At 43.4% G+C, this 12,582-nt stretch carries 17 protein-coding genes; 7 read left to right on the top strand and 10 right to left on the bottom strand.

Going from position 1 to position 12,582, the window contains the following annotated elements; genetic code table 11:
- Window positions 1-37: 37 nt before the first annotated feature.
- The 7 genes from M1Q06_RS16960 to M1Q06_RS16930 all read left to right on the top strand — a co-directional run bounded on the left by M1Q06_RS16960 (window position 38) and on the right by M1Q06_RS16930 (window position 3,837).
- Window positions 38-583 (top strand): GrpB family protein, encoded by a 546-nt coding sequence (locus M1Q06_RS16960; RefSeq protein ID WP_434402955.1) that lies wholly within the window; start codon window positions 38-40, stop codon window positions 581-583.
- A gap of 316 nt (window positions 584-899) precedes the next feature.
- A complete protein-coding gene (locus tag M1Q06_RS16955) occupies window positions 900-1,217 on the top strand; it encodes a hypothetical protein (protein WP_434402953.1) in 318 nt (105 codons plus the stop codon).
- 376 nt (window positions 1,218-1,593) lie between these two features.
- The gene (locus M1Q06_RS16950) at window positions 1,594-2,439 is read left to right on the top strand and encodes a ComEC/Rec2 family competence protein (RefSeq protein ID WP_434402951.1); all 846 of its coding nucleotides are present in this window, start codon (window positions 1,594-1,596) and stop codon (window positions 2,437-2,439) included.
- A 2-nt stretch (window positions 2,440-2,441) separates the two neighbouring features.
- A complete protein-coding gene (locus M1Q06_RS16945) occupies window positions 2,442-2,663 on the top strand; it encodes a DUF3006 domain-containing protein (protein WP_341963571.1) in 222 nt (73 codons plus the stop codon).
- Between the two features lie 40 nt (window positions 2,664-2,703).
- Entirely contained in the window at window positions 2,704-2,982 is a 279-nt protein-coding gene (locus M1Q06_RS16940) for an AbrB/MazE/SpoVT family DNA-binding domain-containing protein (protein WP_434402948.1), read from the top strand.
- A 172-nt stretch (window positions 2,983-3,154) separates the two neighbouring features.
- Window positions 3,155-3,517 (top strand): type II toxin-antitoxin system RelE/ParE family toxin, encoded by a 363-nt coding sequence (locus M1Q06_RS16935; protein ID WP_274844402.1) that lies wholly within the window; start codon window positions 3,155-3,157, stop codon window positions 3,515-3,517.
- Window positions 3,514-3,837, top strand: a complete 324-nt coding sequence (locus M1Q06_RS16930) for a helix-turn-helix domain-containing protein (RefSeq protein WP_274844401.1) — start codon at window positions 3,514-3,516, stop codon at window positions 3,835-3,837. The genes M1Q06_RS16935 and M1Q06_RS16930 overlap by 4 nt, the downstream gene beginning before the upstream one ends.
- A 53-nt stretch (window positions 3,838-3,890) precedes the next feature.
- Here M1Q06_RS16930 and M1Q06_RS16925 read toward each other — a convergent pair whose 3' ends face one another.
- The 10 genes from M1Q06_RS16925 to M1Q06_RS16880 are packed head-to-tail and all read right to left on the bottom strand — an operon-like array spanning window position 3,891 to window position 12,564.
- Window positions 3,891-4,142 (bottom strand): AbrB/MazE/SpoVT family DNA-binding domain-containing protein, encoded by a 252-nt coding sequence (locus M1Q06_RS16925; protein ID WP_182093350.1) that lies wholly within the window; start codon window positions 4,140-4,142, stop codon window positions 3,891-3,893.
- 11 nt (window positions 4,143-4,153) lie between these two features.
- Window positions 4,154-5,665 carry a hypothetical protein gene (locus M1Q06_RS16920; protein ID WP_434402945.1) on the bottom strand — a complete coding sequence of 504 codons (1,512 nt, stop codon included), beginning with the start codon at window positions 5,663-5,665 and terminating at the stop codon, window positions 4,154-4,156.
- Window positions 5,666-5,689: 24 nt separating this feature from the next.
- Window positions 5,690-6,433, bottom strand: coding sequence for a hypothetical protein (locus M1Q06_RS16915; RefSeq protein WP_434402943.1), 744 nt, complete (start codon window positions 6,431-6,433; stop codon window positions 5,690-5,692).
- Window positions 6,434-6,445: 12 nt separating this feature from the next.
- Window positions 6,446-7,471, bottom strand: coding sequence for a conjugal transfer protein TrbL family protein (locus M1Q06_RS16910; protein WP_434402941.1), 1,026 nt, complete (start codon window positions 7,469-7,471; stop codon window positions 6,446-6,448).
- A gap of 2 nt (window positions 7,472-7,473) precedes the next feature.
- Window positions 7,474-7,734 (bottom strand): hypothetical protein, encoded by a 261-nt coding sequence (locus M1Q06_RS16905; RefSeq protein ID WP_121301326.1) that lies wholly within the window; start codon window positions 7,732-7,734, stop codon window positions 7,474-7,476.
- A gap of 12 nt (window positions 7,735-7,746) precedes the next feature.
- Complete coding sequence (locus M1Q06_RS16900) at window positions 7,747-8,298, bottom strand: hypothetical protein (protein WP_434402939.1); 552 nt, start codon at window positions 8,296-8,298, stop codon at window positions 7,747-7,749.
- Window positions 8,295-9,377 (bottom strand): M23 family metallopeptidase, encoded by a 1,083-nt coding sequence (locus M1Q06_RS16895; RefSeq protein ID WP_341963545.1) that lies wholly within the window; start codon window positions 9,375-9,377, stop codon window positions 8,295-8,297. Before M1Q06_RS16895 ends, M1Q06_RS16900 begins: the two co-directional genes overlap by 4 nt.
- A 14-nt stretch (window positions 9,378-9,391) precedes the next feature.
- Window positions 9,392-11,266 (bottom strand): VirB4 family type IV secretion system protein, encoded by a 1,875-nt coding sequence (locus M1Q06_RS16890; RefSeq protein WP_434402937.1) that lies wholly within the window; start codon window positions 11,264-11,266, stop codon window positions 9,392-9,394.
- A gap of 11 nt (window positions 11,267-11,277) precedes the next feature.
- Window positions 11,278-12,312 (bottom strand): TrsD, encoded by a 1,035-nt coding sequence (locus M1Q06_RS16885; RefSeq protein WP_434402982.1) that lies wholly within the window; start codon window positions 12,310-12,312, stop codon window positions 11,278-11,280.
- A 27-nt stretch (window positions 12,313-12,339) separates the two neighbouring features.
- On the bottom strand, window positions 12,340-12,564 hold the full coding sequence (locus M1Q06_RS16880) for a hypothetical protein (protein ID WP_121301330.1): 225 nt from the start codon (window positions 12,562-12,564) through the stop codon (window positions 12,340-12,342).
- Window positions 12,565-12,582: the final 18 nt, after the last annotated feature.

Below are 12,582 nucleotides of genomic sequence, written 5' to 3'. Positions count from 1 at the left end.
GGATTGGCAAAAACTCACTTTATTTTGGAGGCTAATTATGAGCAAAAATGATGACCAAACTAATTGGCCAGTCTGGGCAACGGAATCAATTGAGATAGCTGATCCAGATTCCAGCTGGTTAGAAAAGGGCAAACAAGAGGAAAAACAGCTTTATGAACTTCTTTCGGCATTTGGCATAGGACAGGTAATACACATAGGCAGTACGTCTGTTCCTAACCTTCCTGCAAAACCAATCATCGATTTAATGGCTGATGTTGATTCATTTGAACGGGTCACTGATATTTCTGCTTTATTATCTAGCTATGACTGGCATTATGTACCTCCCCATTTAGATAATAAAGACTGGAGAAGGTTTTTTGTGAAGGTAAAAAACGATAAACGTGTAGCCCATCTTCACTTGATGCTAAAGGGAGAACAACGATGGGAAAAGCAATTACTTTTTCGTGATAAATTAAAGGATAACCCGCACCTAGTTTTTGAATATGCCAGTCTCAAAAGTAAGCTGGCACAAGAATTTAATCTTGACCGGGAAGCTTATACAGAAGCAAAAACAAAATTTGTTAATCATGTGCTTAGGTCATGATACACATCAGACTTGTATTTTTGTATGAATAAGTGGAGGGCAAAGGAGTTTGTTGTGATTTACAGAAATCGGGTGCGATTGTTAAGTAAAATTTTTAGACAAGAGTAGTTTGGCTATTCTTTTTTGTATTGGCTTTCCCCTTTATCCATGATTGTGATGAAGGCGGTTTTAATAGAGAAATTTTCTATAAAGCAAGTGAAATCAAACCAACGATTACGGTAAAAAATGAGGAAAATATAGACAATCCTCTAATATCAATATAAGCAATTGAATTACTAAATAATCTGTCGCAAAATTAAAGCTAGGAGCAAATGTTATGAAAAGAATCGTAATTATACTTTTTTCATCCCTTTTGATGGTCGGAATCATTGTTGGCGCAACAGCTTATTTATGCAGTGAGCACAAAGAAAATGAAATGGCTGTCTTCCATTATGCAGCTGTAGAAGTATTAAAATCTTATGATGAAAATGAGCCTCTATTCCACGGAGGTACTAAGTATAATTACGGTCAAGGAAGATATATAGTCATCGTAAAGAATCAGCAAGGAAAAGAATTCACTTACGAAGTCTTATTAAATGATGATCGCTCTTTGTTTGAAATACATGATCTCACTTCTTATTTTCCAAGTTCTTAAGTACTCTCTTTTGCCAGCCAACTCTGCTCATTTATTTAACTCATACTGGAAATAGTTTAGAGAGAACTAATTGAGTTCTCTCTTTTTATTATAGAATAAGATTTCGATCCAGATTAGAACTGGACTGTTCAATCTTTCTAATTGGATTTCAATAGCTGATAAATGAAAACTCATTCTATTTTAACTGATAGTCGAAATGATTTTATGCACGTTATACAAAGTGACTGTAGCCACTCATTTTGTATGCTGTTGCGCTTGTCCTGTCGTCAATGTAAAACTAGGTTCGATTAGATAAATTTATATAAAAAATAGATTGTCGATTGAGAGGTTCTCGCATATGATGAAGATGTAAATAACTTACAGGAAAGAAGGAGATGTGTTGAAAAGGATCCTCAGCATGCTTATGTCGGTTACACTATTGGCTGGATTCGTTTTTATGCCTTCCGTTTCATCCGCAGCCACCCCAACCATGAAAGTCCATTTTATTAACGTGGGCCAAGGAGATGCCACCTACATTAAAATGCCAGGCGGCGAAGATATTCTCATCGATGGCGGACGCCAAGGACAAGGTGATAAGATCATTGCCTACCTCAAGAAACAGAAAGTCGATGACATCGAAATCATGATTGCTACACACCCTGATGCCGATCACATTGGCGCGCTGGATGAAGTGTTAAAAGCATATAAAGTAGAGTCTGTGTATGCTCCAAAAGTGTCGCATACGACCGACGCTTACAAAAACTTCTTGAAAGCTGTGAAAGCAGAGAAGTTGACCATCAAAACGGCCAAAGCTGGCGTCAAGTTGCCATTGAAAACCGGTACGGCTAAGTTTGTGGGACCGGTCCGCGATTATGGGAAAACCGATTTAAACAACTGGAGCGCCGTTCTTCACATCACGTATAATAAGAACAAGTTCTTGTTTACAGGTGACGCAGAAAAAACTGCAGAAACCGATATGGTAAAGGCAAAGCAGACGCTTCAGGCAGATGTACTAAAGGTTGGGCACCACGGGGCTAAAACGTCTTCTAACAAAAACTTTTTAGACGTTGTAAAACCTAAATATGCCGTCATTAGCGTGGGAAAAAACTCGTATGGCCATCCATCCACTGAAGTGATTAACCGATTCAAACCGTATAAGACCAGCATCTACCGGACAGATCAAAAAGGAAACATTATTTTCACGTCGACTGGCACAAAAATCACAGTCGCCACGGTCAAATGATCATGAAGCCCTTAAAAGGCATCATCGACCGTTTTGAAGAAGACATTGTCGTGGTAGAAATTGATGGGGTTACGCAAGACTTCCAAAAGCACCTCTTCCCAGAAGCTGCTAAACCAGGTGACTTTATTGAAATCAAGGACAATCAGGTAACCATTCTCGAAGCTGAAACCGAAAAACGAAGAAAAGAAATTGAAGAATTAATGGACGAACTCTGGGAAGACTAACGGGTCCTTTCTAAGTATTCATTCTAAAAGGAGATATCAGATGAAAAGCACAGGAATTGTTCGGAAAGTTGATCAACTAGGACGTATTGTCACACCGATTGAATTAAGAAGAGCGCTTGGTGTCTCGGTTGGGGATGCCATGGAGATATTTGTGGAAGACGATCGAATTATTTTGCGGAAATATCAGACAGAAAAAGCATGTGCGATTACGGGTGAAATTCTAAACGAAAATTTTGAATCAACTTATGCGAAGGGACTTCACTTGAGTCCGAAAGGCGCAGCCCTCCTCTTGGAGGAATTGCAGAACTTCAAAAAGTAATCGATTAGTTAATTAACCCCTCATATTAAAAAACGATAGAACCCACCACTCCTCTTAGCAATGCGGATCATGGTGGGTTTTTTATTGGTCCTGAACGAGTATAGTTTAGTTGATATACCCTATTGAATAGGGTATATTTAAGAGAGTAAATGTCACCCGTTGAGAGGTATGTATGAAAAGAACCTTTGTATATGTAGAAAACTTTGATCAAAATTGGAAAAAGCAAGGACTAGGGGCTGCCGAACAGCGCGAACTCGAACTTCAGCTGCTGACCGATCCCGGACAAGGGGACGTCATCACGGGGACCGGTGGCCTTCGGAAAATGCGGTTTTCCCCGGAAAGCGAACATCAAGGCAAAAGTGGAGCGTATCGTATCATTTACTTGGATATCCAGACGTCCTCCCATACGATTTTGCTGCTGATTTACGCGAAGAACCAACAAGGCAATTTAAAGCCAGACCAAAAGAAAGCGCTCAAGCAATTGGTAGACCAATTAAAGAGCTTGTATAGCTCTGAAAGGATGGATGACCAATGAATGAAGACCAATTGTTCAATGAACTGAAAACCAGTCTAGGGCAAGCGATTGCATACGCAGAAGGCAATTCGACCAAAGCCCGCAAGAAAACGGTCGCGATCAAAGAGCTCGCCACTTTTTCTGCGCAAGAAATCAAGGACTTGCGTCTACAGATGAACTTAACACAGAAGTCATTTGCGGCCTTGATGGGCGTTTCCACTAAAACAGTAGAAGCTTGGGAACGAGGAACAAACCATCCAAGTGGTACGGCTCGCCGATTGTTGGAAATTCTGAAAAACGAACCTCATGTTGCGGAAGACCAACAAATCGTCTCTGTCTAATCCAGTCCAACCAAAAAGCGTACCCGGCTATTCGATCATGGCCGGGTACGCTTTTATTCATCACTCATGTATTTCACAATTTGCCTCAAGCCTTCTTTGCTGATCCAGGCTTCGCCAATCCGAATGGCTTCATCTGCCACCTTCCCCGTCACAGCACAAACATACCGTTGTCGATGAGGTTCGACGATAATTTGTCGATCGTTATGTGTGATATCGACCAAATCGCCTTCGTGCAGCTGAAATATCTCTAAAATCTCTTTTGGGATCACAATACGTCCTAAATTGTTCAGCCTTTTTGTATGCACACTCTTCCCCCTTACTCTTGCTTCGTAATGGCTTCTATCTCCTGATCGATTTCCTTCAATCGCCTTTCGGCTTTCTTCGATGCTTTTTTATCGTTCTCTTTTTCCATCGCTTCTTCTAGTTTCTGTTTCTCTGCCTGCAATTCCTCTAATTGAAGCGTCTGTTTTTCAGCTTCCAACACGGAACTCATCCACTTTTCATCGGCTAGATCATGTTTTTCGAGAAACCCTTTCGCACCTTGGAAATCCTTTTCTTCAATAAACGCTGCTAAAACGGTTTCAGCACGCCGATTGGTTAACTCGACTTGGTTTCGCAGTTCGATAATGCGCGTCCACTCTTCTTCCACAGCAGCTAGTTCAAACTCAATGACTTCGGAAGGTTCGTCAGCCATCTCTTGAAGGTTCTCAAGTCCTTCCACGTCCCCGTCACGGCTAAGTTGCTCTGCAATGGTTCCAAGTAACTCGGGTTGATGATGAAGGGCTTTCTCATACTCGCCTTGCTCAATGTATAAGCGATTGAGCACGTTCTGATCAGCAGGTTGCAACTCACTGTAGTCTACGGATTCTAAGCTTTCCAAGACACTCTCTGTATCTCCTAAAAGCCCATCTCGATAAACGTCTGTCAGATTTAGTTCGCCATCGGTCTCTTCCCCTACTTCCGTTTCCTGAGCGTTCTCTGTGGCTTGCGTAAGGACGACGTTCAGTCCAAATGCTGCCAGTAGGACTGCAGCCACACCCACGAATAACTTTTTATTCCCACTAGTTGTCGATTTTGTACGGTTTTCTTTGGGCTGTTTGTTAAAGGAAGGGAGTCGTTGAAGACTCTCACGAAGCGATGCCATCGTGACGGACCACTTCGTTTGATTTTGCTTGGCCAACTCCAGTTCTTGTTGCTTCGCTTTTTTCTGTTCTTCTACTTGATTGAACACATCTGAAATATAGGATTCCATTTCTTCCAACGACTGCAGGCGCAAATAAATCGTTTCGGCAAATCGGATCACTTCATCGCTTTGTTCTAAAAAGTCGGTTCTTCTTGGTCTTCCGTACACTTGATTTAATCGTGTCAGAGAAATGATGATGAGCTCTTTCACAGCCATCAGTCGATCTTTCTCCTGGCTTAGTGGCATCACGTCATTTTCAGTGACCATGACGTGAAGGAGAGATTCCTCTTTATTGAGCACGACATTCTCTTTTTGCCACAAGACATTGATTTCGGACTGCCGAGCCAGTTGGACGAGCGATAAGTAATACGTCAGCTTGTCTTCAAATTCCATCGCTTTCAATACGTTAAAACTATGCAAATCCGTTAAGTCGTATTCGAACCGGACCTGGCCCGATTGAAAAGAAATTTCCTGAGCTGATAAGAAGGTCGGATCTCCTGTGACCTGTTGCATCTGTTTCTCATAAGCCCGTTCGATTTGTTCCATTTCCTCTGTTTTAAATGCGGCTAGTGGCTGCAAGAAATAAAACGCGTTCTGATTAATTTCGATGGTTCCGACTCGATTGGCGATTGTGCGAATAACCATGTAACATTCACCACCTTTATCTGACTATTGAAGCTCTGGATATTGAGCTAAGGTTTCTTCCACATCGTTGCGATAGTCTTCTTGTTCGGCCTCTACTTCACTTTCAGGCACACTTGATTGAATTTCAGCATACTCTTCATCAGCTTTTTTCAAATTTAGAGTTTCGACATGAAGAAAGGGTACCTGTGAGAAAATCAAATGGCCATCTGTAGTTTTCACAAAGCTCAATACTGCTGATTGCTTCTCTTCTTCCGGTTGTTCTTTGTATTTCATTTGAATATCGCTATAGATCAGTTGACTATACTCGAATTCTTCTGAAGTATAGACATCTCTCGATTCAAAATTGTACTCAACGTCTAAGACTTTCACTTTGTCATAAGCACAGTTTCCAAAGCCGCAAGGCTCTGTACTGGAAGATTCGAAAGTGAGTGGAATGGTCGAAGCATCTCCTGCTATTAAACTATCTGGATAGCGCTCTAGAAATGGCGCAATAACGATTTCTTGTCCGAGGTCTTTAATTGCTTCGGAGAAATTATCATTATTGCCTGTATCGATCGTTCCATTCTCAATTAATTGGTTAGCTTCTTTCTCAAAATCATTCATCTTTTCATCAAGGAACATTGTCATTTCTTCTGCCTCTTCAAAGTCTTCTTGAGTAAACACTTCATTATTTTCTTTAGATGCTTCTTTTTTTTCCTCACCACTCGTACATCCGACGACAATAACTCCCATTAAGAGGATAAAGCTTATTAATAACCACTTTTTCATCTAAACACTCCCTTATCTTTTCGCATAACGAGCGACATATTTTACAGATGAGCCAACTGACTTTGCCGTTCCAGTTGATGCTCCGAATTGATTCAATAATGTTGGGATTGAAAGTCCTACGATGAAAAAGATCATTCCAACGACCATATTTCCACCTTCAAGATCAACTAATGTTTTAATTCCGAGCACAAAGCAAAGTAATTGAATCGTAAGCGTTAAGATATTGCTAACAACTGTTTTCATCCATAAGTTAAAGAAATTGTATTGGTCGTTTACGATAGTAGGAATTGCTAAAACTCCCGTAATGTAAAGAATAACAAACAATACTGTTCGGTATAGAATCGAAAGAAAAAAGACAAATAAAATAGCAGATACTACTATCATAAGTATCAAGCCATATCCTACTGAGTTTACAGCCATTACTTGCAAGATATCGTAATGAGTAACAGGTGATGTAAGCATCGTTTCAGTTAAAAGGTGTGTTAATTCAAGAATCCATTCAAAGAACTGCGAATACACTCCTAATAAAATACCTCCTGTTACAACAGCCACTAATTTTTCATAAAGGGAATTCATCCCCTCTTCACCGTTTCCGCTATATAAAATAACGATTTTAAGCGTCTGCCATAGAATAAATATCGCTGCAATCGTCCAAGCCAGTGATTTGAAATTCAACATATACCCTTCATAAACTGCATTTCCCGTAATAAACTCTGAACTTATCTGAAACTTGCTAAAGCTATCAATAGCCCCAAAAACAAAGCCACTCACAGTAGTGAAAAGAAAACTATTTGTATGACAGCCAATTTCATGCCATTTACAGTCAAATTGATTTGTTTCGTAATCATATTTCTCAAGATACAAAACATTTTTCATATAAGACTCAACATTCTCTGCTTGTTGAGGCGTTACATTTCCGGCATTTCTGTAATCCTCAACTGTTTCTTCTAAAAACTTCCCTTCTTCAGCAAAGGCTTGAACAGGAAGTAAAAAAAGAATTACAAGGCTTAGTGCAGCAAACAAAGAAACTCTTCTCATCTTTACATCACTCCCCGATTCATAATAGTTAAGATCAGAATCAACAAAGGAATGACAATGGATAACGAATACTTCATTACCACAGTTTTCTTTATATCTAATATTTCTTTTTCATTTAAAGGCTTGTCATACATCAATTCAAACTTACGTTCTTCCTGGTCAATGGCTGTTCGAGAAAGCCGATCAATCAATCCATCCATCTGTTTTTGGACACGTTGCTGGAAGACGAGCACCTGGTGGAGTTTTGCCTTCATCTCGATCATCCTTTCCTTCCATTATCCGTTGTTTATCGCTTCCTCGAACTCTTCTCCGGACGTTAACGGTTCCAAATCGTGCGCATCGACTTTCCATTCACCTTGTTCCTCGACCCAATTCATTTGAGACATCAGATACATCACACGCTGTCTGCCAAGGGACTCCAACTCTCCTTCAACGCCCGTTAAGGTAATTCGGTAAATGGCATAGACTTGAAATCCTTCTTCTCTTGGACGAACGGAGATATTGAAGATCTCTAAATCCGCTGTGTTGCTTCGGCTATGCCCGTGCATCGTTTCAGCTTCTGTGACTTCGTCCTCCACTTCCGAACGGTAAGATTCGGTGAAATAACGAAGAGCATCGCCTTCAAAGGTCGCTTCGATAAACGTTTCCGTCTGTGTGTAGAGGGCCTCGCTTTGCTTTTCTTTTGCTGATAGATGTTCGACTTGTTCGGTGAGGCGTTGGTTCTCCTGTTCAACGTCTTGCTTGTCAAAGTAGAGATTAAAGCTGACAAGAACTAAGACCAAGACGAGCGCCCCCAGTAGAATCGTCTGCCCATTCATCTGTTTCATTCGTCCGTCCCCTTCTCTCCTTCAAGATACGGCATCGGATTGACCCGATTGCCAAACATGCGATCCGTATGGATTTCAAAATGCAGATGGTCGCCCGTTGAGCGTCCGGTCGTTCCACACTGGCCGATTTGCTCCATCTGGCTAATCTGGTCGCCCACTTCGACGTCAATCTTGCTGAGATGGGCATAGAGGCTATAGAGCTGATTCGCGTGTTCAATGACGACGACGTTGCCGTATGTCTCTAAAACACCAGATGGGTATTGGGCAAAGACCACTTTGCCTTCTTTCGCTGCGAAGATCGGATCTGGCCGGCTGCAATTCAAATCCACGCCTTCGTGTGGGGTGACGATGCCGGTGATGGGATGGACCCGGATGCCAAAATTCGAATTGATGACGACATCCGGAATCGGTTGCACGAATTCTCCGGTCGGCGTTTCGCAGTTCATCGTTAATCCACCTAACGAGCTAACCACTTTCGTGACATTCGGAACCCAATGACTGTTCAGGTTGGTCGGGTCATTACTAGCTCCTATCGGTGCATAAACGGAACCCAGATCGGCAATCGTGCCGAGCCCGTCCTGGATGATGCGGTTGTGCAAAGTCTTGCCCATTGAGGCAATCCCTTCTTCCAAGGAATCAAAGACAAACAGTCCACCTGCCCCCATCAAACCTCCGGGATTGTTCTTTTCCACCACAGCCGACGAGGTCCCGTGACCGGTTTCGTGCAGCGCAATCGCAGCCATGAGAACCGGATCAATCCCCTGTTCTTCAGCTACCTCTAAGAACACGTCCCCCATCCCTTCAAAAACGCCCGCAGAGGCAAATCCAGCTTCCCACAGTTCTTCGTCCAATTCGCCTTCCGGAGCGCAATATGCGCCGCCTGAAGAGCCTGAGAGAGCTTCTAAATTGCTGTCGGGGTCATCTAAGTTAAAATCTTCCCCTTTGCTCGCCATCGACATGAACACCGGCATGATGATGAGCAAAATCGTGACGCCAACGGCAATCAATCCGAGTGGACTGAACAACACCTTCGTCAGCAAGATCGACCCTATCGTTTTGGCTGCGTCTTTTGGATTCATGTCCTCATCCCTTTTCACATCGTCAGTTCGTTAATACTTTTCTGGTCAAACCACAGCTTTTCGGTCACTTCGTTCAGCTGCACTTCAAGTTTGATCTTTTTGGAACCGGTGTAGAAAATGCCTTTCCCGGCTTGTTCTTTCTTCTTGCCGTCTTTCAGAATCAACGTCGACCGTTCTTCTTTCGAAAATTGGTTTCCGAGCTCTTCTTCTAAGTACTTCAGCTCTTCCTCGCTCATCGGCAAATACAGCCGTTGAACGGATTGGGTAATGATCGCTTTTCCGTAGTTCCGGTTCTCGTCCCGCGCTGATAAGAAGTCTTCGACCGATTGTGACGCTGTTGTAATGCCACAGTTGAATGACCGGAGCACTTTCATCATGAAGTAGATGAATTCCATCGCTTTCGGTACTTTCGGATCGGCGATGACGTGCGCTTCATCGATGAAGATTTCGCTCGGTTGCCGGTCGCCACTCATGATTTCGTAGGTCGTGTGCGAAAGGATGTTGTAGAAGAGAATCCGTTGAATCTTTTCGTTGTTGCTCATTTCCTTCAAGTCGTAGCACACCAACTCATTATCGATGTTGACGTTCGTTGCCCCATTAAACAGTTCCGAGTAAATGCCATACACATAGGTTTCCAATGTCGTATGAAAATCTCGGATCCGTTCGTACAATGGTGGGTCGTTCTGTTTGTCTCGTGCAATCAACTCGTACAAGTCTTCCAAAATGGGATAATCATCGGCCGTTAACTGGTTTACATCGGTCGTCTCGTCAATCCCCTTCTCTTCGTAGACCTTCTGGATGTACCGGCTCAGGATGTCTTCCTGGAGGTCGCTCATGGAGTTGTACATCAATTGGAACATGACCAACAGGTTCGAGATTTTCGTCAGCAAAATGTTCCCCAGTTCCGTTTCTTCCATTTGAATCTTTTCGCTGATTTTCGGCAGGTCCATCGGGTTGATCCGGTTACCGCCTTTCAGCTGAAACTTGACCCAGGCGCCGCCGAGATCCGAGTAGTTCCGACCGAATTCGCCTTTTGGATCCACGGTGATGATTTTCCGTCCGAGCATGTGCTTGTTCGTCATGTTCGCAAACAAGTACGTCGATTTCCCGATGCCGGAAATCCCGATGACAAACTCATGCCGGTTCAAGAGGTTCGTATCGTCGACAATCACGACATTCCCCGTGGTCATGTTCCGTCCTTTGATCAAGCCCGTTTCGGAGAACATTTCGTTTTCGTGGAACGGGAAGAAATACGAGATCGCTTCCGAGTTGGTCATTTTGTAGGTGAGCTCGTCGACTTTGTTGTCATTCAACGGAAGGAACGACCGGAACGCATCCACAGCTCGGTCCGTTGGGTTATGAATGATGCCGATTTTCGAGAACTTGCTTTTCACGGTCGTCGTCAGTTGATCCAGTTCTTCTTGTGAACTCGCGACTAAATGAATGAGCGTATGGAAGAGATAAATCTTATCGTTACGGTACGACAGGTTCCGCAACATTTCCGACGCACTTTCAATCTGTCCTTCGGATTCGATAATTGTTTGTTCGTCCGCAAAGCGTGTATTCATCTTCATTCGGTTCTGCTTGATGCTTTTGACGAGTTGCGTCCGTACTTCGCCCATGTTGTATTCCTGCAGGTAATGGACAAGCGACACGTTCTCCGGAATCTCCGTCACTTGCTGGATCTTGTTTTGGTCTTGAATCGGATCGTAATCCACGATGAGAAGCGTCCGGGTGTAATTCGCCCCCACCCGGACGGAGGAATCGTATTCCGTCAGGTTGTCTGGGGCAATGGCCGTGAGAAGCGTTTCGTTCATGCCACTGACCGTGTCTTCAAAAGTTGTTTCGTCTGGTTGTTTGGGCTGCAGCCACTTCGGTTTCCACACCATGTCTCCACCTCCTATTCGAATCGATCGTTCAGCAAGCTCTTGTATTGCTCGACCAAAGCTTTGGCTGTGTTCTTCCCAACGACCACATCGAGCTTGGCGTTGGTTTTATGGACGATGTTCTGTCCTTGCGCCTGGGCATTCTCGAAATCGATGCAGGCATAATAGAATTTCAATAATTCGTCGTTCTCAAGAATCTTCACGTCCAACTTCTCGTAGCCCGACAGCATCTGTTCGAGTTTGGCTTGCAGGATGTTCGCCGTTGTTTCGAGCTTTAGGTAATCCTTCGGCGAATTCGTCATCGGCTTGGAAATAACCAAGTATCGTTTCCGGGTCACCATGTTCTTCGACTTTTGGATCCGTTCGATTTGATCGGCGTAACCTTGCTTGAGCATGCGCTTCGCATAGGATGAGTTCTGGTCGACTTGCTCGTTGAACCACATCAAGTAGTTCGTTAAATTGATTGGCTGCGCGACTTGCATCAACTGGATCTGTTTCTCGCCCGTATCGTTGATAAACGACTGATACGCCGACAAGACGTTCTCTTTCGCCAGCTCGTTCATTAGCGAGAGGTTGACCGAAGACACTTCCAATACCTTAATCAAGCGCCGGTCCGAGGACTCCAAACAGCCATTGGCGATATTCGCGAGTCCTAATTCAGTTCGGGTGTCCCGTTCGTTCCGGCTCATCGGTAAGGCTCCTTTCGCGTAATGAAAATCTTTCTTCCGGTGCTTCGCTCGCAGCTTCCAAATGACTTTGTATTGCAAGAGCGACAAGTTCTTCCGCACCGGATGCTTGTTTAACTGAAACACCGTCACGATCATCGCTGGCACAAACGCCACGAGAAGAAGTTGCTGATTGAAAGTTCCTGCCCGGTACAGCAAGTACGAGATAAACGCTCCTAAGATCAGAAACGGGGAAACGATGAACATGTCCTGGAACGAGATGTTGCCGTACAGGTACTTCTTCGTGTCGATGTTCAACGGCAATTCGACTTTGCCACGGTCACGCAGCCGTTCCTGGCGCTCCACATAGGAATCTGTCCGCATGGGTATCACATACTTTCTCCCGTTTTCTTACAGGTTGATTTTGATGTAGTCAACAATTGGTTTGGCTAGAATAAATACAACTAAGCCGATTAGACAAACCTTTATACCATTTTTAAATTTTGGAGTTGATTGTTCATCTCCGGCCCAAACTGCAACAGCACAAATTAACAAACCAATCATAAAAATCGTAATGAATGTACCTTGCATATCCATAAACAATGTATTCAAAAACGTACTGATTCGATCAAACATATTTGCCACCACCTTTCT

The sequence above is a fragment of the Planococcus sp. 11815 genome, assembly GCF_051096385.1.
Classification (GTDB): domain Bacteria; phylum Bacillota; class Bacilli; order Bacillales_A; family Planococcaceae; genus Planococcus; species Planococcus citreus.
This window is presented reverse-complemented; position numbering and strand designations above follow the sequence as displayed.

What these genes read in the sequence shown, in the direction of transcription:
- M1Q06_RS16940 (WP_434402948.1), top strand. Translation starts at nt 2,704, where the DNA reads ATGAAAAGCACAGGAATTGTTCGGAAAGTTGATCAACTAGGACGTATT.
- M1Q06_RS16930 (WP_274844401.1), top strand. Translation starts at nt 3,514, where the DNA reads ATGAATGAAGACCAATTGTTCAATGAACTGAAAACCAGTCTAGGGCAA.
- M1Q06_RS16945 (WP_341963571.1), top strand. Translation starts at nt 2,442, where the DNA reads ATGAAGCCCTTAAAAGGCATCATCGACCGTTTTGAAGAAGACATTGTC.
- M1Q06_RS16955 (WP_434402953.1), top strand. Translation starts at nt 900, where the DNA reads ATGAAAAGAATCGTAATTATACTTTTTTCATCCCTTTTGATGGTCGGA.
- M1Q06_RS16915 (WP_434402943.1), bottom strand. Translation starts at nt 6,433, where the DNA reads ATGAAAAAGTGGTTATTAATAAGCTTTATCCTCTTAATGGGAGTTATT.
- M1Q06_RS16880 (WP_121301330.1), bottom strand. Translation starts at nt 12,564, where the DNA reads ATGTTTGATCGAATCAGTACGTTTTTGAATACATTGTTTATGGATATG.
- M1Q06_RS16935 (WP_274844402.1), top strand. Translation starts at nt 3,155, where the DNA reads ATGAAAAGAACCTTTGTATATGTAGAAAACTTTGATCAAAATTGGAAA.
- M1Q06_RS16920 (WP_434402945.1), bottom strand. Translation starts at nt 5,665, where the DNA reads ATGGTTATTCGCACAATCGCCAATCGAGTCGGAACCATCGAAATTAAT.
- M1Q06_RS16905 (WP_121301326.1), bottom strand. Translation starts at nt 7,734, where the DNA reads ATGATCGAGATGAAGGCAAAACTCCACCAGGTGCTCGTCTTCCAGCAA.
- M1Q06_RS16890 (WP_434402937.1), bottom strand. Translation starts at nt 11,266, where the DNA reads ATGGTGTGGAAACCGAAGTGGCTGCAGCCCAAACAACCAGACGAAACA.
- M1Q06_RS16900 (WP_434402939.1), bottom strand. Translation starts at nt 8,298, where the DNA reads ATGAAACAGATGAATGGGCAGACGATTCTACTGGGGGCGCTCGTCTTG.
- M1Q06_RS16910 (WP_434402941.1), bottom strand. Translation starts at nt 7,471, where the DNA reads ATGAGAAGAGTTTCTTTGTTTGCTGCACTAAGCCTTGTAATTCTTTTT.
- M1Q06_RS16960 (WP_434402955.1), top strand. Translation starts at nt 38, where the DNA reads ATGAGCAAAAATGATGACCAAACTAATTGGCCAGTCTGGGCAACGGAA.
- M1Q06_RS16885 (WP_434402982.1), bottom strand. Translation starts at nt 12,312, where the DNA reads ATGCGGACAGATTCCTATGTGGAGCGCCAGGAACGGCTGCGTGACCGT.
- M1Q06_RS16895 (WP_341963545.1), bottom strand. Translation starts at nt 9,377, where the DNA reads ATGAATCCAAAAGACGCAGCCAAAACGATAGGGTCGATCTTGCTGACG.